14 protein-coding genes and 1 pseudogene are annotated in these 20,042 nt (G+C 57.8%); 8 read left to right on the forward strand and 7 right to left on the reverse strand.

Translation table 11 applies throughout. The features are described from left to right. Positions 1-522 precede the first annotated feature (522 nt). From I6F33_RS38670 to I6F33_RS31295, 4 genes are all read left to right on the forward strand, one after another. Positions 523-1,110 carry an integrase core domain-containing protein gene (locus tag I6F33_RS38670; protein WP_369418085.1) on the forward strand — a complete coding sequence of 196 codons (588 nt, stop codon included), beginning with the start codon at positions 523-525 and terminating at the stop codon, positions 1,108-1,110. 1,175 nt (positions 1,111-2,285) lie between these two features. After that, positions 2,286-2,666 carry a NolY gene (locus I6F33_RS31285; protein WP_225145097.1) on the forward strand — a complete coding sequence of 127 codons (381 nt, stop codon included), beginning with the start codon at positions 2,286-2,288 and terminating at the stop codon, positions 2,664-2,666. Between the two features lie 680 nt (positions 2,667-3,346). Continuing rightward, entirely contained in the window at positions 3,347-3,592 is a 246-nt protein-coding gene (locus I6F33_RS31290; protein ID WP_225129708.1) for a hypothetical protein, read from the forward strand. Between the two features lie 775 nt (positions 3,593-4,367). Continuing rightward, positions 4,368-5,090 carry an outer membrane protein gene (locus tag I6F33_RS31295; RefSeq protein ID WP_225145098.1) on the forward strand — a complete coding sequence of 241 codons (723 nt, stop codon included), beginning with the start codon at positions 4,368-4,370 and terminating at the stop codon, positions 5,088-5,090. Between the two features lie 336 nt (positions 5,091-5,426). On the opposite strand, the pseudogene I6F33_RS31300 reads toward I6F33_RS31295, so the two are convergent. The 3 genes and pseudogenes from I6F33_RS31300 to I6F33_RS31310 all read right to left on the reverse strand — a co-directional run. Then, positions 5,427-5,629: pseudogene (locus tag I6F33_RS31300) on the reverse strand (helix-turn-helix transcriptional regulator); the annotation flags it as partial. Between the two features lie 86 nt (positions 5,630-5,715). Then, positions 5,716-6,441, reverse strand: coding sequence for a LuxR family transcriptional regulator (locus I6F33_RS31305; RefSeq protein WP_225145117.1), 726 nt, complete (start codon positions 6,439-6,441; stop codon positions 5,716-5,718). A 381-nt stretch (positions 6,442-6,822) separates the two neighbouring features. Continuing rightward, positions 6,823-7,167: a hypothetical protein gene (locus tag I6F33_RS31310; protein ID WP_225145099.1), complete on the reverse strand. Its 345-nt coding sequence runs from the start codon at positions 7,165-7,167 to the stop codon at positions 6,823-6,825. Between the two features lie 553 nt (positions 7,168-7,720). On the opposite strand from I6F33_RS31310, the gene I6F33_RS31315 reads away from it, so the two are divergent. Then, positions 7,721-7,888: a hypothetical protein gene (locus tag I6F33_RS31315; protein WP_225145100.1), complete on the forward strand. Its 168-nt coding sequence runs from the start codon at positions 7,721-7,723 to the stop codon at positions 7,886-7,888. A gap of 1,420 nt (positions 7,889-9,308) precedes the next feature. Beyond that, positions 9,309-10,643, forward strand: coding sequence for an oxygen-independent coproporphyrinogen III oxidase (hemN, locus tag I6F33_RS31320; RefSeq protein WP_225145101.1), 1,335 nt, complete (start codon positions 9,309-9,311; stop codon positions 10,641-10,643). A gap of 414 nt (positions 10,644-11,057) precedes the next feature. Here hemN and I6F33_RS31325 read toward each other — a convergent pair whose 3' ends face one another. Continuing rightward, positions 11,058-11,576 (reverse strand): hypothetical protein, encoded by a 519-nt coding sequence (locus tag I6F33_RS31325; protein WP_225145102.1) that lies wholly within the window; start codon positions 11,574-11,576, stop codon positions 11,058-11,060. A gap of 438 nt (positions 11,577-12,014) precedes the next feature. Here I6F33_RS31325 and I6F33_RS31330 point away from each other — a divergent pair, with 438 nt between their 5' ends. Next, on the forward strand, positions 12,015-12,416 hold the full coding sequence (locus I6F33_RS31330) for a hypothetical protein (protein ID WP_225145103.1): 402 nt from the start codon (positions 12,015-12,017) through the stop codon (positions 12,414-12,416). Positions 12,417-13,166: 750 nt separating this feature from the next. Continuing rightward, positions 13,167-14,456, forward strand: a complete 1,290-nt coding sequence (locus tag I6F33_RS31335) for a carbohydrate porin (protein WP_225145104.1) — start codon at positions 13,167-13,169, stop codon at positions 14,454-14,456. A gap of 314 nt (positions 14,457-14,770) precedes the next feature. On the opposite strand, the gene I6F33_RS31340 is transcribed toward I6F33_RS31335, so the two are convergent. The 3 genes from I6F33_RS31340 to I6F33_RS31350 form a co-directional block, all read right to left on the reverse strand. Then, positions 14,771-15,957 (reverse strand): IS3 family transposase gene (locus tag I6F33_RS31340; protein ID WP_225145105.1). Its coding sequence is split into 2 segments (ribosomal slippage): positions 14,771-15,705 and positions 15,705-15,957, totalling 1,188 coding nucleotides; the frame shifts between segments, so codons are not numbered across the junction. Positions 15,958-16,042: 85 nt separating this feature from the next. After that, the gene (gene nolL, locus I6F33_RS31345; RefSeq protein ID WP_225141994.1) at positions 16,043-17,125 is read right to left on the reverse strand and encodes a nodulation factor fucose acetyltransferase NolL; all 1,083 of its coding nucleotides are present in this window, start codon (positions 17,123-17,125) and stop codon (positions 16,043-16,045) included. Positions 17,126-17,836: 711 nt separating this feature from the next. Beyond that, the coding region (locus I6F33_RS31350) for a hypothetical protein (RefSeq protein ID WP_225145106.1) at positions 17,837-20,042 on the reverse strand (2,206 nt) is incomplete at its 5' end.

Genomic DNA, 20,042 nt, shown 5'->3' on the forward strand with positions numbered 1-20,042 from the left:
GGAATCATAGGCTTGGCAGAGGAGACCGGCGCACTGAGGTTGTCCGAATCTGGTTGCGATTTTGGTTGTCGTTTGCCCTGGGCGCGAAGGCGATCGTCAGCCTCAATGGGAGCGATCAAGCATTCACTTTTTCTGACTGCGCTTCTTCTTACTTCGGCACATGAAACTCTGCTTTCGAAGAGAATTCTTCGTTGTGAGCGCGCTTTGCGCAATGGACTGTCTGCATGGGCGAACTGGCGGCGGTGCCGTCTACGTCAGCAACGGCAAGATTGTCGGGGTCGATGTTGGAAACCTTCGCTATAGTGGCACCTACATCGAGCAGGCGGCCGCATAAAGGGGACTGTCACTTATATGCGCCAACCGGCGGCACGCTTGCAATTGGCGCTCAAGCACCGGCAGACAACAGATGGAGCCTGACGCTCGATTGGCCTGCCAACTTCTCAGATGGGAAGCCACAGGCGCTCATGGTTGAGGTAGTCCGGTACACGTTATACTGGAGAAAATCGGCGATATCTGACCCGCCTGTCGCACGCGGGCCTCGCCGACTGGATCGCCTTTTATAACGAGGAGCGCCCGCACCAGGCACACGGCTATCGCACGCCGATAGCGGTCTGGCGCGCCGGCGCTACAGCCAAGGCTGTGGACATGGTGGACAACGCCGAAGAGGCGTTGCCCACATGCCCACAACCTCAACAACAGACGCAGACAGAGGCCCTCGCGGCCCGATATCAGAAAATCGGAGCGGCGAGAGTTCCAACTAAGAAGGCGGCGTCAGTGCTCCTGCTCCCGGGGTCCACTTCAGTGTTGCGAGCGTTTATCAACTCATCCGCAGGCGGACGCTCTTCGTCCGCTTCGATCTCGCGGGCCTTTTCAATGAAGGCCAGCGATTGCTCAGGGTCATCCTGCATCTGCGGGAGGCCGGAGCTGGTGGATAGTCGCCGTCGAGATTCCACGGCCTTCTCTTCTTACGCACATCGGTGGAGTTTTTGTGGGACCCTCGTGACATCTGGAGTCCAATCTAGACGTATTCGCTGCGATTTTTTGTCTTCTCTATCATGGCCGGTCATCAACGAATCAGCAGGCTCGCCTAAAGGCCCTCAAACTCACTGAACCAAGACTGCGGGAAAACACTAAATAACCCACTTTCGATGTACGCGATGAGATTACTCGTGTACGCGATCCACGAACTGGATGCGTCCCATCAACACTTTCGATTTTACCAATTTCAGCCAAATACCCCATAAGTCGATCGCCGGTTTCCGGAAAGCACATTTCACGAATGTCGTGTGACCATGGATCCTTCTTGCTATCAGCATAGTCGCAGGCCGATTCAAGCTTCTCGTGGCTGCATCCCTAACGACACCCATCAATCTTTGGAATCGAGACGCGTGCGGCGCAAATCCAGTCGGATGGCCAATCGCAACGTCTGGCGCGCAGCGTATCGCGCTGTCGCCTGCCCCTTTGCAATCTTACTAAGGCGCTCCAAGAAGATCGGCTCTCGCGCACACTGCTTGGCCAAAGCAAATGCGTGCGCTGCATAGAATTCGGGCAGTCGAACTGCCCTCTACACCGGTGCGGGCGGGACTTTCCGCCCTGACCAGGCGGGCAGCGTCGACAATCCGCCGCTGTCGCGGCCTTCAGGCAAAGCAGTGCGATCAGCTATCTGACCAGGCTAAGTGCAAGCGACATATCCTCCGGCCAGGACGATGCACTGATGTCGATCGGCGTGATGAGACCAGTCTGGCGATCTTGCTGCCCACGCCCATACGTCGTGTGATCGCGGATTCTCACTCCGCTCGCATGCACAGTACTCGTCGGCGGGCCGCCCCCACATCCACTGCTTACAGACTGACGCCACCCTATCTCATTCTATGCGCCGGCGCTCTTCGACCATATCCCGACGCGGTTATCCCTCGTCTGGCGAGGCCTCCGGTTACGTCTAGATCGCTATGTCAGGCGGCAAGCAATCCCGCAGCAGTTCGGGCCTCGCTTCTCGACTTGCCGTCATCAGCGGTGTCCCCGCTAGCTGGAGTCACTGCCACGGCCCAACGCGCTGGACCGGCTCGACGATCCAATCAAATGACGGGCCATCTACAAGCAGTTCGCAGCGCTCTATACCGTCGATTCCGCCTTTGCGGTCGTTTCGCGGCACATGCCTGCCATCCTCTCCCTTCGGCGACCGTGCGTGCGCACCTTGCCTTGTGCAGCAGCCATTCGTTCTATCGCCGTCTGCCACAACCGTTAATCAGCCTGCTGCCTGCATTTAACCACTTTGGAGCAACACCGTGGAACTTGACCCTTCCAATTCACGCGCAGAGGACCTTGAGGAACGCATCGACCTGCAACTCGACATCGTGGCCGCCCTCATACGCGAAGAAGGCAACGAGCTCGATGCGATCCGACTGCTGAACGCACTCACAAACCAAATGATTACGGCGGAAGTGGAGCTCGGCCAGCTAGGCGATACCAGTACCGGGGGCCGCGCCAGCGACCAGCGAACGACGCGACTGTCGCGAGACCGTGGCGTTTACTACCCAGAAGACCTTCAGGTTTTGGGACGCCTTCTCGATCAGGCCGTGGCAGCATTACCGGCAGTGCTTCGAACTCCCGCAAATCAACTGAAGATCGCGAAACTAATTCTGTCACGTTCAGCAGCAGCCGACTGAGATTTCATTTGCCTTTTTCTGCGGTTGATGGCGCGCTTATCGAACGTCCCTGGGCTGACTGCTGCGGCCGTACGTACCGGGGATCGACGACTTGGCGTCTATGGGCACACCGTCCCGTAAGCGCGCCGGTTCCGCTGGCTTTTCCATATCGCAACTGTTCGCCACCATGCTCGAAAGCTGGAGCCTGCACCGAGAGCAGGAGACCACGCGCAGGGCAGAGCAAAGGACGATGGGCCCCGGACACGTATCAGAAAGCAAACAAGCAGTGTTCGGAAAACGCCACACGCTTCCAGAAACGCTTCTTAGCTTGAGACTGCGAATGGAGCGTAACGATCCATTTTCATTGTGGCTTTAGTCGTGATTGGCATGGCGCCGATTTTCCGATTGCAGGAAGAGCCGCAGTTATTGACCGATGCCGAGCAACAAGAGCGCTGCGGTAACGAAGTCGCGCGACGCGTGCTCGTTTCAGCCGCTTCAGAATTATTCGAATTGCGCCTGGCAATACGACTGCGGGGTCATCGGAACTTCAACAAACATCTATAGATTCATTGAAGCACCGAGAGCAGCTCGATGTCCGAGCGTCCTGCTGCTCTGATGTCTTACTTGCTGGGACAAGCCACAGGCTCTCGGTTAGCTTTGCCAAAGTACCTCCTTGTATCAGGACGTCGTGGAGTGTTGAGATGGATCAGTTCTTACCGGAGCAAGTGCAGATGACAGATGCTATCGTGAGCGTCGCATTTGATAAGGCCTGGCGCTTTGTTGAGAAGGATCCGTTGCTGGCGCATAATCTCAAGACGGTCCTCCACAGCCGGTTGCGCACTTTCCTTGAGTCTTCGATAAGGAAAGGCGAACGGAATACTTTAAATCTGGCAAATGAGGCGATACGCAGCTTGCGGGCTGAACTGGCGCCGTCGACGGAGCAATAAGGCGCTTGAACCTCTACTGCCATATAAGGGGACCTTATGCGGCGGGAAAACAACCGGGGCAGAGCGTGCTCGAGCTGACCTTCCTCCACTCACGTTCAGCCCCGCTGAAGACAAGCACGTTCGCGACGACTGTTGCCTATGCAGCTCTTCTAGTGACCCCAGACCAGTAACCTGGAACCCAGAGCAAGTCGGCGACGGGACGGAACAGCCGCGCAATATTCGCTCGCGCCAGCGGAAACGCCCTAGCGTTTTCTCTCCTGACCTTGGCTCGGCACGAGCTTGCTCAACTTCAAGCGAGAGCCTCGTCAGGCACAGCCGCATCGGCTTCTTGGCATGGTCGATCGAGGTCTTAGCAGAGGAAAATCGTGCTGCACTTATGATAGGTCCGGAGCCAAAGCGATCCAGGCCTGTGATCGATCATCGCCGCATCGCCCATGACTGCAAGCGGCAGCACGGCCCTCCTGCCGGAAGAATGAGCTTTTGCGCGCCCGAGACGTCTTCGATCAGCGGTCTTCATTTGCCGAACTCTCTGAACAGCGAGCATGCACGGGACGTGTTGGCGCAGACTGGCCTTGTCGCTAGTTAGCGAGAGGGAATCAAACACCTCGCAGCATTTCGGCCGAGGCAGTGCATGGCAAGTTGCGCGCGCCACAATCTGACGCGGCGTGCGATTTGACCCTTTTCTTTCGAAGACATGTTGTGCGGCAGTTACAGCAATTCGCGATCATGTTGTTAAACGCACGGCGCTGGGGGCACCGAAAGGAACAACACTCGAATGAAGAATTTTCTGATTCTGACCGCAAGCATCGGCGCACTCAGTGCGGCCGCTCCCGCATTCGGCACGGACCTCGCCGGGCAGCCCGCCCAGGTCAAGGCGCCACCGCTCCGGGTCGCAGCCCCGATTATCGATTGGTCCGGCTACTATATCGGTGTCAATGGCGGCTGGGGAACGAGCCGCAACTGCTGGGATTTCAATGGAGTCACTCCCGAGGGTTGCCATAATTCGACTGGCGGTACCGTTGGCGGCCAGATTGGTTATCGTTGGCACATCTTCAACATGGTCTACGGGATCGAAGGCCAGGGCAATTGGGCCGACTTCAGCGGCTCCAATGTCAGCGCCGCCTTCCCAGCAAACACCATTGGCACCAAGACAGATGCGTTCGGTCTGCTCACCGGCCATATTGGCTACACGTTCAATGCCGTGCTGCTGTACGCCAAGGGCGGTGCTGCGGTGACCAGCAACACCTATCACTTGAACTCGGTGGCTACTGGCACCGAGATTGTAGACAATGATGTGCGTTGGGGTGGCGCGCTGGGCGCCGGTGCCGAAGTCAGCCTCGCGCCCAGCTGGTCAGCTGGCGTCGAGTATTCCCACTTGTTCATGCAGCGCAGCAACGTAAGCTTCCCAGCGGCCGTTGCGGCCGATCGCGTCCACCAGGACGTCGATCTCATCACGGCACGGCTCAATTACAAGTTCGGCCCTGGGTTTGCCAAATAATGATCTCGACGCGGTTGCGTGAATCGGGAGCCCCGACCGCGGTCGGGGTTCTTTCTTCACACGCTGCTTCCCCTTCCGAAGCACCAGGTCCGAGTTCGTCTAAGCAGGGATCACCGGCTGGATGGAACGACGCCGCCTGACCTCAACACGGGCGGACGAGGTCCGTCGATTCAACATCTGATGGCACTTTCGGCGAAGCCGCAAGTACAACACTCCTTGAGGCAAGTCCGAAACCTCTCGCCGCGTGAGGTTGCGGAGCTCCATAAGCATCCATTAACCTGCCAGAAGTTGAAGCAAGATTTAGCACTTGGTGCTCGTTCCATTCGACTGATGAATTCAAAGAAGATTGAGGCGAATTACTATAGTGACCGCCTGAATCCGGCTGGTCGCACCGATCTTTCGCATCGCATTTTTGATATGAAAATTGACTGTATTCTCGCTGATATTCATGATCTTCCCCATTTCCCAAGACAATTTCCCCCCCTTGCGAGCCACCTCAAGCAACTGATTTCCCGCTGCGATAGTGCAACGTTTCTTTCGCAATCATTATCGCGGGGCATCGATTAACCTGCCAGAAGCTGAAGCAAGATTGGCGCTTGGTGCTCGTTCCATTCGACTGATGAATTCAAAGAAGATTGAGGCGAACCGCCATAAGGACCGCTTGAATCCGGCTGGTCGCGCCCAGCTTTCGCATCGCATTTTTGATATGAAAATTGACTGTATTCTCGCTGATATTCAGGATCTTCCCAATTTCCCATGACGATTTCCCCTCTCCCACCCACCGCAAGCAATTGATCTCCCGCTGCGATAGTGCAATTTTTCTTTCGCAATCATTATTGCAGGGGCGAGCGATGTCGCCATAGGCGGTGTGAAACTGCGAGGCCAGCGCGTTGAGATGACCGATGTGATCCTGAGGATCAGCATCGTCGGACGCAGATGCAAACGACACCACGGATACCCGACCCAACGGGCCAAACAATGGCACGCTCATGCCATGCTTCAGGCCCGCCTCTCTCGCCTCGTCCAATACGCGTCTCTCGTCCGGTTGAAGTTGATAGCGGTCGGCGAGTTGGTCCCACAAAAACGGCCGCGATTGCATCGGCGTCCTCCGGATCACCGGATCGATAGTATGGTACTTGTGTTTGAAGTATCGGTCGCACCAGTCCGGCGGCCACTTCACAGCCACAGCCGGAGGTGGATACTCCGCCAGCCGAAGTGGCTCGACGAAGTTGAGAGCGCCGAAAGCGACTTCACTGAACCCTTCCTTGGTGGAACAGCTTACAAGAAGCTCGAACAACGCTCTGAGCGAATGCGTCTGTTTCGCGCATTCGGTGAAGCTAAAGAGATCCATGATGGGCGCCTCAGAACCTCGATCAAGCTCCCTGTCATTGTGTTCGATTGCGTTTGTTTCAGGCGGAGCCAAATTCAAATCCATGACCTGAACCCTTTGGTTTGTTCTTCGTGAAGTCTGAGCGCCACACCCTGCGTCAGATGCCATTCCCGGATTCGTGCCCTGCCGCTGGCTGCGCCGGCATGGTCGTCCCGTCAAACAGCCGAGATACCGCCATCATCCCTGGTCCGAGGCTGAACGGCACGGCGCAATCGAAGCGCCGTTGCACAGGCAAAGTGATTGGTCGAGCTCGCCGATAGCGTACTGGCGAAATCGAGATCACCGGGCGGTCGTCCGTGTTGATGGCCTGGCAGTGATAAAAAGCCCGATGGCCCTGACGACTCAGCTGGCGAGACGAACCAAACAGCACGAGCGGTCACAGGCCCAGCTCTGTTTAGATTGGATGGCGAGAAACCATGGTCCTGTCCGAAAGACGGTTCGCTTTGTCTCGAGGCCAAGCACGAGGACATGCTGGGCACTAAACTCCGCGATACAGGTAAGGTAGAGCACGCCCATGCGGTTGGCGGTGCCGGACTCGACTTGCGCGTTGTCGGTATCGATTCTCTGCTTGCCGACGAAGACAACAGGAGCGTCATTTTTCTTCCCAATCTTGCGAATTGCCATCGCTAACCGTTGGCTGATGCTCCGCCCTATGACGGCCTCGGGGACGCGATCGATGAGCAACACGGAACAGCCGAAGCCATACTCCTCGCCGGCGTCTCAGCGGGTCCGTCCGGCAGGTCCGGCGCAAATGAGTCGAAGGGGCAGAAAATGGCCACGTCAAAGATGCAATGGGAGATACTCGCAGTCGCGAGACCCGCTTGATGCAGAGGACACTTTGCATGCGCATCTCCAGAAGGGAGAGGACCCCGGATCGGATCGCACCAGTCCAGCAAGTGTCATACCAACTGCTGATTTCGCGAAAATCACCGCCGGGACAAGGGCTTGAAAGGCGGCCGGTTGGTCGCAAGGTAAGTGCATTGAAGCAATCATGACATTGGGAGGCAAAGGCGACAGCGCCATTTGCGCGAGCCGCAGCACGAGTAGGGGCCAGGAGATCTTTATCAGTATTCTGGAAAGCTGCGCCAATCTCGTTATCGGCTCGCGCATCGACTAAGTCTGCAAGCCATCTTAGTCCAAGTTCGGAGAAAGTTGGGTTAAGTCCGTCCTTGCAGCGCGCTGCTAATGGAGATTGTCAGGGAAGATGTGCTGAGCGCCAGAAAGTTGCAGTCAATTCGAAATGGGCAAGGATGCGGAGGCGCGGCAATGCGCCCCCTCCGCCACGAAGCTGCCAACATCGCGCCGCACCTATGAAATCAAGCACGCCGAGAGAGTCATCCTTCACCGGTTCTCCGATGAGTTCGACGCCGTTTTACAACAGGAATGGCGCTTGCTGGCGCAATGGTGAGTCGACGCGTCGTTCTTCGATCCCATCTCCATCTGAAACACGCCGAGACCCTCTCACGCGGTCTCGCTAAAGGCTGCTGATAGAGTCAGGCGGTTTGGGGGCGTGAAGTATTGACATTTGCCGCAAACGTTTCAACAGCGAACTGAAGGCGATGATCGCCACAGATCATATACTGACGTACGTAGCCGTCGCTGTGCTTGATTGTTGCTGCCAACCGTCTTGCGGGGAGTCGTCATCAGCTCTCATTCGCGGAAGATGATCTTCAGACCCGATCGGCATATGAAGCGTAAACTTTCTCGATCCAGTGTGAATGGGCTGGAATGCCAGGGCGCGATCCCGCCGTGTAATGATCCCGTGCAAGATCTCGGAGCTGGCTTCTGCCTAGATGGCCTCCAGGCCGCCGCGCGAGAACGATTCCTTGTGACGGGATGATCGACGCTTCACCAGGCGGGCTATGTGAAACAGTGAGAGCTGCTGCTGGTGCACCGGATTGATCGCGAGGCCAATGAGGGGCAACTGCAATTGTGCGCGCTCTGCCGGTTCCGCTAGCCGCAAAGGCGATGTCAAAAAACAAAAGACATCAAGCGCTGAAGCAAAATAGAATACTGCAGATAGTGTCACGTGTGAGATTTCTGGCCGGGCTCGCGTTCGCTATAAGCAGGACCTGCAAGTTGTTGTGAGTTGGCGAGCTGCATTGGAGCCGGAACGAGACGCCGCCGAACCAAGGCGCACCCGACGCACTTTGCCGGGTGTGAAAGTGCGCCGGGCTCGCCCCAACATCATCAGTACATCCGTGATGATGCTCGCGGCAATGAGACAAGTAGCGTGGCGGAATTGAGGCTCATTGCGTTTTGTACTTGAACTTCGAAAATGTTTTTCGTGAGCTGCTGCAAAGGACTTGAATCGCACGCAGCGTCACATTGTACGATCGCGAACTTGGCGCTCTTCATCCAGCAAGCAACGTATTTTCCGTGACACGCCGGCCTTGGACGGGAGACACCGGTCGAATGCTGCGAGCATGCACATCGATTTTTCCACGAAAAGCCAGTTTGAACGTCTCGGGACAGCCTGCCCGCTCTTGATGATGCCTTTAGATCCCTGTCTTCGTCGCAAAACGGCTGCATGTCAGGGAGTACAGAAGCGACGCGCCCTCGGATGAATGATTGACACTGCACACAGCTTAGTCGGAGGACGTCGAGCCGCTTGGGCCGTACTCCTAAGACACGTTCATTCTACCCACAAGACTCCAGATAATCGCCAAGGAGCGACGCTCACTCCCACTGCCGGCCCTAAGGTGGTTGGCAGTGACATCGAGAGCGGGATCAATCTCAAGAACAGTTAGGCGCGTTTGACATAACGCAAAGACACAAGAGAGGGCACCGGTCAGTTTCACGCTGTTTGCGCATGGGAAAGTTAAGCCTTGCAGACCTCCCTCATAAACAAGTATTGCGATGCTCGCCTGCCTTGGTACACCATCTACCCAACCGTACCGGATTTCTCCGCGATGGTCGGTCCCAAGATTTGTGAGACATGGTTGAGGCGGCTGCCGCCGAACGAACCCGTATCGCTCTACCTCCACGTTCCGTTCTGTCGCTCGATCTGCTGGTATTGCGGCTTCCCTACAAGCCTCACTCGCAGCGAGCGTCCGATCCGCAATTATTTGGCGGCGGTGCGGGATGAAATACGCTTGGTCGCAGAGCAAGCGCCGCCCGCTCTGCCGGTGAGCGACGTGCATTTCGGCGGCGGGACGCCGACCACCATTGCGCCGACTGATTTCCTGGGCTTGATGGAACTCCTGCGTCGCTGCTTCGCGTTCAGCAAATCAGCTACCATCGCCATAGAAATCGACCCGCGTGCGTTCACGGCCGAGATGGTCGAAACGTTAGAAGCGGCGGGGATCAGTCGCGCGAGCATAGGCGTGCAAAGCTTCGACCCCGTGGTTCAAAGGGCGGTCAACCGCGTCCAGAGTGAGGTGCAGACGGCTTCTGTCGTCGAAAGCCTTCGCCAGCATGGGATAAGGCGCATCAATTTCGACCTTCTCTTCGGACTGCCACATCAGACGGTGCGGTCCTGCGTGGACTCCGCGCGGACGGCCCTGGCCATGCGGCCAGACCGGCTTGCGGTTTTCGGCTATTCTCACGTCCCCTCCTATATGAAACGTCAGCGCCAGATCGATGAGACGGCGCTGCCGGATAATGTCGCCCGCGCCGAGCAAGCCGCGGCTATTGCAGATACGCTGGTCTCGGCCGGCTACCGCCTGATCGGGCTCGACCATTTCGCCCTGCCCAACGACGAGCTGGCGCTGGCGCAGAAAGCCGGTCAGCTGCGCCGCAACTCCCTGGGTTATTCAGCTGATACCTGCAAAACCGTAATCGGCTTAGGTCCGTCAGCCATCGGCCGTCTGCGTGACGGTTACGTCCAGAACGAGAGCGCAACCGCTTCCTATGGCCAACACATTCAGGCTGGTCGTCTGGCAACCTCAAAAGGCTACTGTCTCTCCCCCGAAGATCGGCTCCGCGCCGCAATTATCGAGCGTCTGATGTGCGATTTGCAGGCCGACGTACCAGCGATCTGTGCTGCTCACGGATTTGATCCGGTTCCTCTTCTCAATTCGGCCGACCGGCTGGGAATGCTTGCCGAAGACGGGATAGTGGACATTGAAGAGGGATTCATTCGGGTCAAGCAGGAACACCGGTTTGTCATTCGTGCTGTTGCTGCCGCATTCGACACTTATCTCGACCGTACCCCCTATTAACTAAGCCGCGCATGTGAGCAGATCCCAAAGATCTAAGCTTTTCTCGACCGAATGATCTGAAGAGGCACCTCCGGCAGACAGGCCAGATTTCGAGGATGCAGCGGCGGTGTCATGACAACAATCTTTCAGATATGGCCTCAAACCGGGAGGGCTGACTAAAAGGAAGCTGATTTGAAGGAGAAGCGCAGCGGATTCCGCCGTTCAGGGCCACGGCTCGATCATGCCGAAAGGGCTCTGCCCCACCTCTCCTTGAGTGCTCTTGATAATGGTGACTGCCTCAGGGCGACGTGCCGTTGGAGACGCCGGCGTCCGCACCAGCTTCGGGAATTTTACGGCTGGAGGCAGCTTTGCGAAGCTATGGTCCACCTCCTCGCGCACAGTTGGACACTCGACCATGCCCGCAGCGTCTCAGGCTCAAGGCTCGGCTATCTTCGGTCCGGCGATCACTGGCGCGCCTCCGACGGAAACAGGTCCATGTGGTTTGGACCGCCCGAAGCGTTTCCTGGCGACGTTCGAAACAGCCCGGGGTGGCGACAAAGGAGGCTCGGAAGCAGCAGAAGGGACAGGTGTTGAACTCTGCAGCGCATCGATCCGCGAAGTCAGCATGGTGATCTGATCCAGGATCCCTTTGAGGACATCCCGCTGGGCATCGATCTGGCGGTTGAGTTCTGCGATCTGATCGCCAGCTTTCTGCTGTGCCCACTTTATCTCGAATAGGGATGCCCTGTCCTCCAGTGACAGGCTCATTGTTGAAGCGACATCCCTGCTTTCCGGCGTCTCGACAGGCTCTTCAAGGTTAGCCCAAAGCCAGGCGCCAGCAGCACACGAGCCGACGAGGACAAGCGGGAGCACCAAGACCGGGAGAATCCGTCTTGACGGCCCGTGCAAGAGCGGGCGCAAGTCTGAAGCGGCCGCATGTTCAATCAAGTCCATTGTTCCTCGCTCAAGATCCCATTCCAGCAGGCTTATTCTGTCGACGCGATCGCCCGCGATGCTCCCGCGCTCCAGGAGCTGCCAGCGTCGACAATAATCAATCTTGGCGAGCTTCCCGATCGGCTGCGCCTGCTCCTATGAAACGCTCCTTCTTAAACGCAACGCGACAATTTGCGCGCGTTCTCCATGATAGCGCCACCAGCGAGCAATGGTTCTCGTCTTCGTCGGCGATGGCGCAGCATTTTCTCATCATTCAGAAGAACCTTGCAGATCGTCTTTTCTTGCCCCGACACGAATGCAAACCGTCCACTGATCCGGCAGTGTGTTCGATGGACTCCCGCCTTACGCCTTGCCTGACCAGCAACTTCATCTGGGACGGGCCACGTAAGCGCAACGGCTGATCGGCCGAGCCGCAATGGCCGATTGGACTGGCAACCATTGCACCTGATCAACTACCAGTTCCGGCAGGTTGTTCGAGATGACGGGCACGTGCCAAGCGTGACCAACGAACGCCGCGCACATCAAGGATTCGGATGCAAGACAAGTTTTGCCGCGCTGACGGCAACCAGCAACTGCTCGCCGATATCCGCCAGAGCTGCTCGATGGCTGATTCGTCCGGTCTCCTGGGCCATCACGTTGGATGTTGTTGTGTGGTTGCCGCGCGCGCAAATTCAAAGGCTCTTCGGCCTTCAAGCCCGCCGATTGTCTCGTGTTTCGCTGACAACGATACCAATGAAGCGCTTCGTGAAGCCACGCCTCTTGCATGGCGAGCCTTGCTTTCGGGTAGCTGCCGTTTGGTCCAGAAAGCCGCCTTCGATGCAGATGCGCGCCACCGCCTGACTCGCAGTGAGCAAGGTGGACATTCGCAATGTTCTGGTGGCCAGGACAGCAAGCCCCGCGCGCTCGTCGTGAGCATTTGCCGAGCCAGCGCTCTCCGCTGGCTCTCGGCGCACCGACGTCATGCACAAGCAAAGTTTCGGACCAGATCATCATCGCGCCGCGAGCTGAGAGGTTCAGGAAGCCTGAGTGGCTCTGTTCGGATAGATCGCGTTCTGGCTCGTCCCCCTCGCCCTCGGACGCGAAAGGACGCCGGCGATGCCGCTTGCTGAGGAGCGCTGGCGACGAAGCGGTCCAGACTGCCGCCGCGGAGGGATTCTGGATTGCTTCGCTGCGCTCGCAATGACGATGTGGAAGCAGGCGCGTGGCACACTCCGCCGGGAGCTCACTCTGGGCCAATCAGGCCGCAGTTCAATCTATTCATGTCCGGCAGACATGGACCCGAACTACGCCATGCGTGATTGCCTTCTTGCGACGACCTCGCCTCGAACATACTCGGCTAGGTCAGCACTTTCTTTCAATTTCAGACTAAGGCGAAAGCAATCTGGGCTTGCTATCGCACTTTCGCTAGCGGCTTGTCTGGTCGGCAATTCCGTACGGGCACAAACCGCCAGCGGACTTGATCCTAGTAACCACCCTGTGGATGAGACCCGCAAAAGAGGAAAGACTTCCGACCGGGCCGCAAAGCTCCCGATCGACCTGGTCCGTCAGGCAATCCGCCCTCCTGCCCCGGCGCCAGCAGCAGGTCCCGGAGTGCCTTTGGAGAAGCGCGGCAATGCGGACAGGGCTGCTCAGACGAGACCGCAAAAAACGATCGATCCCTTCCAAAGGTACGACAATCTGCGTGAAAAAGGGTTGTGGTTCCCCATCCCTGGTCCTGCAGATACGATTGATCAGGACAAGGGGGGCGTTAGATCTGCGCTGGCGGACGTCGGCATCGGCTATATCGGGTGGACACATAACTCCTTTGCAAGCAACCAGCTACCGCATGCAGCCAGAAGCACTATCGCAAACCAGCTCTATATGGGCCAGAATCCGACTTTCGCGTCGGCGAACCTCATGATCGTCACCTACGATCTGAGCCGGTTCGGCATTGCCGACGGACAGATTGTCGTAGGAGCCGAGCAGCAATACTGGACGTGGGATCGCCCAGGGCCAGATCGAGTGGGACTCAATACGCTCGCCTACTACCAGACTTTCTTCGACAGGACACTAGAGCTCAAAATTGGCTACCTCAGAAACCAGAATGAATTCACCGGTACATTGTTCGGAGGGATTACAGGATCGAACATGTCTGCCTTGTTCCAGGCAGGGATGAGCACCAATGCCGCGCCCACGCCGGCGGTCAACTTGAAGTGCAATTTCGACGATCGCTTGTATAACAAGGTCTCCGTCCAGCGCTCAATCAGTCCCGATGGTCCCTATGCCCACATAACGGAGAATCCCACTGGCTTGAACTGGAGCACGGCCAATGCAGGCATCCTTTTCGTCGAAGAAGCCGGCTACAAGAGCAAGGCTGCTCCCGGCTTACCCGACACGTGGCTGCGGGCGGGCATTGGCTTCAACACTAGCCGCTACACGGATTTGGCGGATCCCAAGCAACAAAGGAAGAGCGGAAATAATTTTCACTACATCGCTGCGGACAGGCAGCTCTGGCAGAGTGACGCCCTTGAGTCGCCGTCTCGCGGCATCTACGGCGGCTTTTCCATCATGGGAGCTCCACCTGAGCGCAACAGGATCAGCCGGTATTACGAGCTTCGTCTTTATGCGAAGGGATCTTTTGATAACCGGCCCAGTGATCTGATTGCCCTCGTTGCGACCAACACGGCCTGGAGTACGCTTGCAGTGGATGCTGCTCTGGCTAAAGGCCAGCTTGCGCACCGCGATAGCACAGCAGTCACGGGAACATACATCGCGCATCTCGCTCCGGGGATATATGCAAGCGTCGGACTGTCATACATTCATTACCCGACAAGCATCACACACACGCCCCAAACGGAACACGCGCTCAATCTGTTGGTATCTACGTTGATATTCTTCTGATCATCGCAAGCGCCGTTCTGCTCCGACGTTATCGTGACGCATGGGACCGGACCTTCGCGATCCCCTTGAAGGGACCGGCCGCATCTGCGCTAGACCGTTCGAGGGAAGCAAACTACGTGGAGCAACGACCCAATTTTCGAGGACATTTTCCAGATTGTCTCGCCTTGCATAGACAGCAGGTTCGCAAGGCACGCAACCTACGATGATTTGCGAGAGCCTCCTGATCATGACCTGAGGCCGGCAAACTGGACCATTTTTGGCTAGAGTTGGCGCGGCGTAAATCCCTCGACTGGGAGTGACCTGCCACTGCATTTTCATCCAGCGGCAGTTAGAGTCTCGGGGTTTTGTACGCCAAGTGGCGCGGATGGAGCAACGGACGATCGGCGGAGCTGGTCGGGGTTGCGCAGCCGATCGTCCGTTGCGGTGAGGTGGGCGGCGTAGGCCGCGGGGGTCAGGTATTTCAGCGACGAGTGGGGACGCTGGAGATTGTAGTCGGCGACCCAGTTGGCGATCTTGGCGCGGGCGTCATCGAGATCGAAGAACAGGGTCTCGTTGAGTAGCTCATCGCGCATCCGGCCATTGAAACTCTCGACGAAGCCGTTCTGCATCGGCTTTCCCGGCGCAATGAAGTGCCAATCGATGGCTGCGTCCTTGCACCAAGCGAGCATGGCGTTGCAGGTGAATTCGGTGCCATGGTCAGACACGATCATTCCTGGCTTGCCGCGTCGCTGGACGATTGCCGTCAGTTCGCGGGCCACGCGCCGCCCCGAGATCGACGTCTCCGGAATGGCGCCCAGGCATTCCTTGGTGACGTCGTCGACGATGTTGAGGATGCGAAAGCGTCGGCCATTGGCGAACTGGTCGTGGACGAAGTCCAGCGACCAGCGCGCGTTCGGCCTCGCCTCGACCAGGATCGGGGCACGGGTCCCCACGGCCTTGCGGCGAGCCCGCCGTTTGCGGACGGTGAGCCCTTCCTCGCGGTAAAGCCGGTAGATCCGGTTGATCCCCGATGGCTCGCCCTCCCGCCGCAGCAAGACGAACAACCGGCGATAGCCGAAACGCCGCCGCTCGTTGGCGAGATCGCGCAATCGGCCACGCAGAACTGCGTCCGGCGGGCGGCTGGAGCGATAGCGGATCATCTTCCGATCCGCCCCCACAATCGAGCAGGCCCGCCGTTCCGACAGGCTCATGACGGCCTGCAGATGCGCGATCGCAGCGCGCTTGGCGGCGGGCCCTACCATTTTTTTGAAAGGAGCTCGCGAAGGGCGGCCGCATCGAGCATCTGCTCGGCCAGAAGCTTCTTCAGCTTCGCGTTCTCCTCTTCCAAGGCCCTCAGCCGCTTCGCTTCGGAAACGTCCATGCCGCCGAATTTGGCCTTCCAATTGTAGATCGTCGCCTCGGAAACACCGTGCTTGCGAGCCAGGTCGGCTGTCTTCGCCCCAGCCTCATGCTCCTTCAATACCGCGATAATCTGCTCTTCCGTGAACCTTGCTCGCTTCATCTGTCCGTCCTTCTTCGGGCCGGACTCTAACTCCTTCTGGAGGAAATACGCAGTGGCAGGTCAATCAGATCTCGGTTACAGCTACTTATCGAATTGAGCGGGGTGGCACTCCGAGCATGAGCTGGGACAGATAAGGAATGTCGCGCACAGTCCAGCGAACCGCTAGCGCGACGGCAACAATCGTTGTCCCGAGAAATGCAGCCACGGCAGACCTCATTGTGGGGTCCCAAAGTTCTCCATACTGTATGGAATCCATGAGACGGAATACCGTACCCTGAATCAAGTACAGCACGAGCGTGCTCGGCCCCAGTTTTTCGGCGATAAAGCGGACCACCCGATTTGAGCGACCAATATTCCAGCATCGAAGCAGGACCTCAATCATTACCACTGAGGCAGCTGCGGAGCCGAGAAACATCAGAAGCACATTTTTTGCCGACTGCAAATCCTGGACCACAGCGAGATTGTTGTAGACATAAGTGTCGGTGCGCCAGGCCAGAAAGCACATCATAGCCGCTATTGAGGCAGACATAATCAAGAACACCCTGTGAGAGCGCATTATGCTCGTCCACCTTTCTCTCGACTGCGCAAATAAGAATCCCAGGCAAAAAAACGGGTACATATACTTTATAAGAGGGAATATGGAAAAAGTCAGAGGCGCAAGCACGACCAGAATGACGGATACGAACAAGGCCCAGGGCAACCAACGATTGAAGATCGAAATAGTTTTAGTGAGGATGAAACAAATGAACGCGGCCCATACGAACCAGTATGTGCCGACAAACTCATTCAGGAACTGCAAAACGGTGTCTGGTGCGCCCGCCGATCGGGGAAACACGGCAAACTTTAATGACTCCAGAAGAGAGCACCAAAACAGCATCGGCACCAGGAGCTGCGTCGCACGACTGCCGATAGCTTGCGTGAACGACTTTGCCAGTAGCGCTCGGCAAGAAAGATAACCGCTTATCGCCATAAAGAGGGGCATGTGGAACATGTAGATCCATTTGAAGCATGCCGAATCCCAAAATCCTTCATTTTGGTAGAGGATATATTGGATCAGGTGACCGGCGATCACTAAAATGATGAGCACTCCTTTGGTGAAGTCCAAAGCGAGATCGCGATCGTGCGCTATCTCAGGCACAACCTTTCCTGTTACATGATCTATCAACATCTCGGCACACTTTATCCAACCAGCCGAATACATGCTGGGGTTGGCCAGCACCTATTGTTAATGGCACGTCGCTGTTGCGTAGTCTCTTTGCATGGAAATCGAGATATCCGATGACAGCGGAGACAATTGTCACCGAGGGTCTACGCTCCAATAGCTGACTGTGCGATAAAGACCGAAAGGAAGGGGGAAACGAGCTATACGATGGTTTATCGATTTTTGTCGCACCAAGCTCGCTTTCATCGGCTTCCCGGGTCCAGCGGGCACTTGCACTCTGCTCCCGAGCGGACCCGGTGTTTGCGGCGCGAGGAGACTTTGCATAGCGGCGCAATAACTGAACTGCGCATGAAGGCTTAAGCTATGCAGGTTGCGAACTACCGCGCCCGCCGAGGAATTTGGGCACTTGTCCATCGCCAGCACGCGGCGCGGTGCTCCGTCAATCACGAATGCGTTCAATCCGTAGTAGCTGCGGTTTTCAAGACAAGAATTGGCGGACTACGTGAAAGGATCAGGGATGCAGAAAGCAGGTCCGGGCATGCACCAAATTCGTAGAATCCGTTGAGCTTGGCAGATTCTGCAAAGAGAAGGCAGGACGGCGGGACGGTTCAGGCCGTGCCCCTGCAACCGATCCATCGCCTGCCAATAGCCTCGCCAACATAGAACGCCTTACGCGAGCTGCCCCGCCGAAAGTCCGATTGCAGCCCTGCTGCCTCTTCAGCCACGTTCAGGATAAATGCGTACGCGCTGGCGGCCGCCTTCGCTTTCCACCAATTCGCCCTTGTAAGGCACTCCGCGGATCTCGAAATAAGTCGGGCGCCCAACTTCGGGCATGATGCCCTGGCCTTCAAGGACGCGGATAAGGTAATCCGGCAGGAATCGCTCTCGGTGCTCCCATCCCCCGCGGATCAGATACCCAAGATCAACAGGCCCCTCACCGGATTGCGCGGCTGACACGATCGGCCGGGGACGATGGAGCGACTGAGACGGGCCAGGTTCATCCGGCTGGCTCACGCGGGGATGATGGATCAGGCGAACATCCCTGCGGCCTCCCGGTCCAAGCGTCGCCGAATAGCGCTCCCCATTGATCACAAACTGACTTGGCCCGAACTGGTTTGGCAGCAGATGGATATTGCCCAATACATCGATCAACACGTCTGAAGCCGTCTGGGAGCCGTGGCGCCAGCCGGTGCCAACGATCGCGCCAATATCCCGCACCTCCGGAGCCGCCCCCGGCGGTCCCGCGAACGACGAGGCGTCTGCAAATTCAGATGCTGGCGCAGAGCGCGCATCGTCGCGCAAGTTGTGAGGTGTGGGTGGATCCAGATCAACGAAGGAGTCCAGACCGCCGTAGATGTTTGACGATCGAGGCCTCACGGACGACGGCGATGCGGGGTCTTGCATCTGTTGCCCAAGCCAGGCCCAGGCTCCCTGGCCGAGGGTGGCCGGTGTAGCAGGAAGCTCGAGTGGCGGATGCGCATGCGCGGCCCAGTGCGGCGCTGGCTCTGGTGAGCTGGGTCCGTGGATCTGCTCGCCAAGCCAGTTCCAGGCTCCGGCGCTCGGCGTCGCCGGGGTTCCGGGAAGCTGCTGCGACGAACCGGCCTGCCAATGGCTGGGCGGCGGTGGCATCAATATGTTGGGCCCGGGGACCTGCTCGCGACGCCAATCCCAGGTTCCCGCGCTCGGGCTACCTGGCGTTGCGGGAGGATCCTGCACTGCATGCGGCTGTCGAGCAGCTTCCCGAGAAGTCTGGCCCGGATCCTCAGGAGGCCTCAATCCAAGCGCCCTATTCGCCTCCAGGATCTGCTGGTATCGGCCAAGTTTGACCAGATCAGCGTTGATCTTCTTATCGTTGGTTTCGAGCCTGTACTCCTCGAGATCCCGGACAAACGCGGGGGCGGAAAGTCGGCCGGCCATTGGTGGCCTGTCATGGGTCTGCAGCCACTCACTCAGCTTAGACATGCGGCGAGCTTGCCTGTCGATTGTCGCCGGCTCGATCCTGTGTGTCGCCTTTTCCGCCGCCACCCACATGCCGATGAGGGTTGCGTCCGCTCCGTGAGGAGCCAGTCGGCGGAGATCAGGCGCCAGGGCGTTTCCGGCACCTACCTCACGGAGCTTCTTCAAGGCCGCCTTGATGCGCGTGACGCGGTCCTTTGCATAGGTGTCGACGTCCTCATCGAGCTCAGCTTCCAGCTGGTGGTTTTCCACCTCGGGATTGTCCTGCTGCGCGTTATCCAATTCCCGGCTAATTCGATCCGCAATTGAGGGCCTGCCGGCCGTGCTCAAGCGCGCGCTCAAATGGCGCAAATCGGTTGCTGCATTCTTGATCGTGCCGTCGGTGAGTTTACCCGCCGCCTTGTTTCGGAAATCTCTAATGAGCTCCTCATCGGCCGCAGAGACCCCGCGCGTCCGGCCCGGCTGCCTCGCATAATCAATTCGTAAATTCGTCGAAAAGAGGTCAGATTGCCCCGCCTCGCGCGACGACTTTTCGCTGCCACTCCGGCCAAGCGCCTTGCCGATTCCCGACTTGAAGCGTGACCATAATCCGCGGCTTTTTCCGCTCTTGGCCGACGCGGCAGACTCTGGGTCCGGAAAGCTGTAGCGTGCGCTGCTGAACAGATCATCTCGCAAACCAGACTGCGGCACTTGCGTCGAAGCGGGAAGCTGAAAGCTGAGAATGTCTACGCTCCGGCGCGTGTCGCCGAGCGCACCCTCCCTAAAAGCGGAGTGCGGCGGCGCCCGCATCGAACCGCCGAAATCGTCCCGCCGGACTGCTCGACCACCTCCTGCGGGAGGCCGATCAGGCGAAGGTGACTTGCTTTGATCACCGAGATGCAAATCCTCCATCCGCTGCTCAAAGTCGCCTTGCTCGCTTGACTCGCCCGATCGCTGCCCCGCCCGCCCCCGCAGCGCGGCGTACTCC

The sequence above is a fragment of the Bradyrhizobium sp. BRP20 genome, from assembly GCF_020194215.1.
Lineage (GTDB): Bacteria > Pseudomonadota > Alphaproteobacteria > Rhizobiales > Xanthobacteraceae > Bradyrhizobium > Bradyrhizobium yuanmingense.

Excerpts from the sequence above, each read along its gene's own strand:
- I6F33_RS31290 (WP_225129708.1), top strand. The coding sequence starts at position 3,347 with ATGGATCAGTTCTTACCGGAGCAAGTGCAGATGACAGATGCTATCGTG.
- I6F33_RS31295 (WP_225145098.1), top strand. The coding sequence starts at position 4,368 with ATGAAGAATTTTCTGATTCTGACCGCAAGCATCGGCGCACTCAGTGCG.
- I6F33_RS31305 (WP_225145117.1), bottom strand. The coding sequence starts at position 6,441 with ATGGATCTCTTTAGCTTCACCGAATGCGCGAAACAGACGCATTCGCTC.
- I6F33_RS31315 (WP_225145100.1), top strand. The coding sequence starts at position 7,721 with ATGGGCAAGGATGCGGAGGCGCGGCAATGCGCCCCCTCCGCCACGAAG.
- I6F33_RS31325 (WP_225145102.1), bottom strand. The coding sequence starts at position 11,576 with ATGGACTTGATTGAACATGCGGCCGCTTCAGACTTGCGCCCGCTCTTG.
- nolL (WP_225141994.1), bottom strand. The coding sequence starts at position 17,125 with ATGTTGATAGATCATGTAACAGGAAAGGTTGTGCCTGAGATAGCGCAC.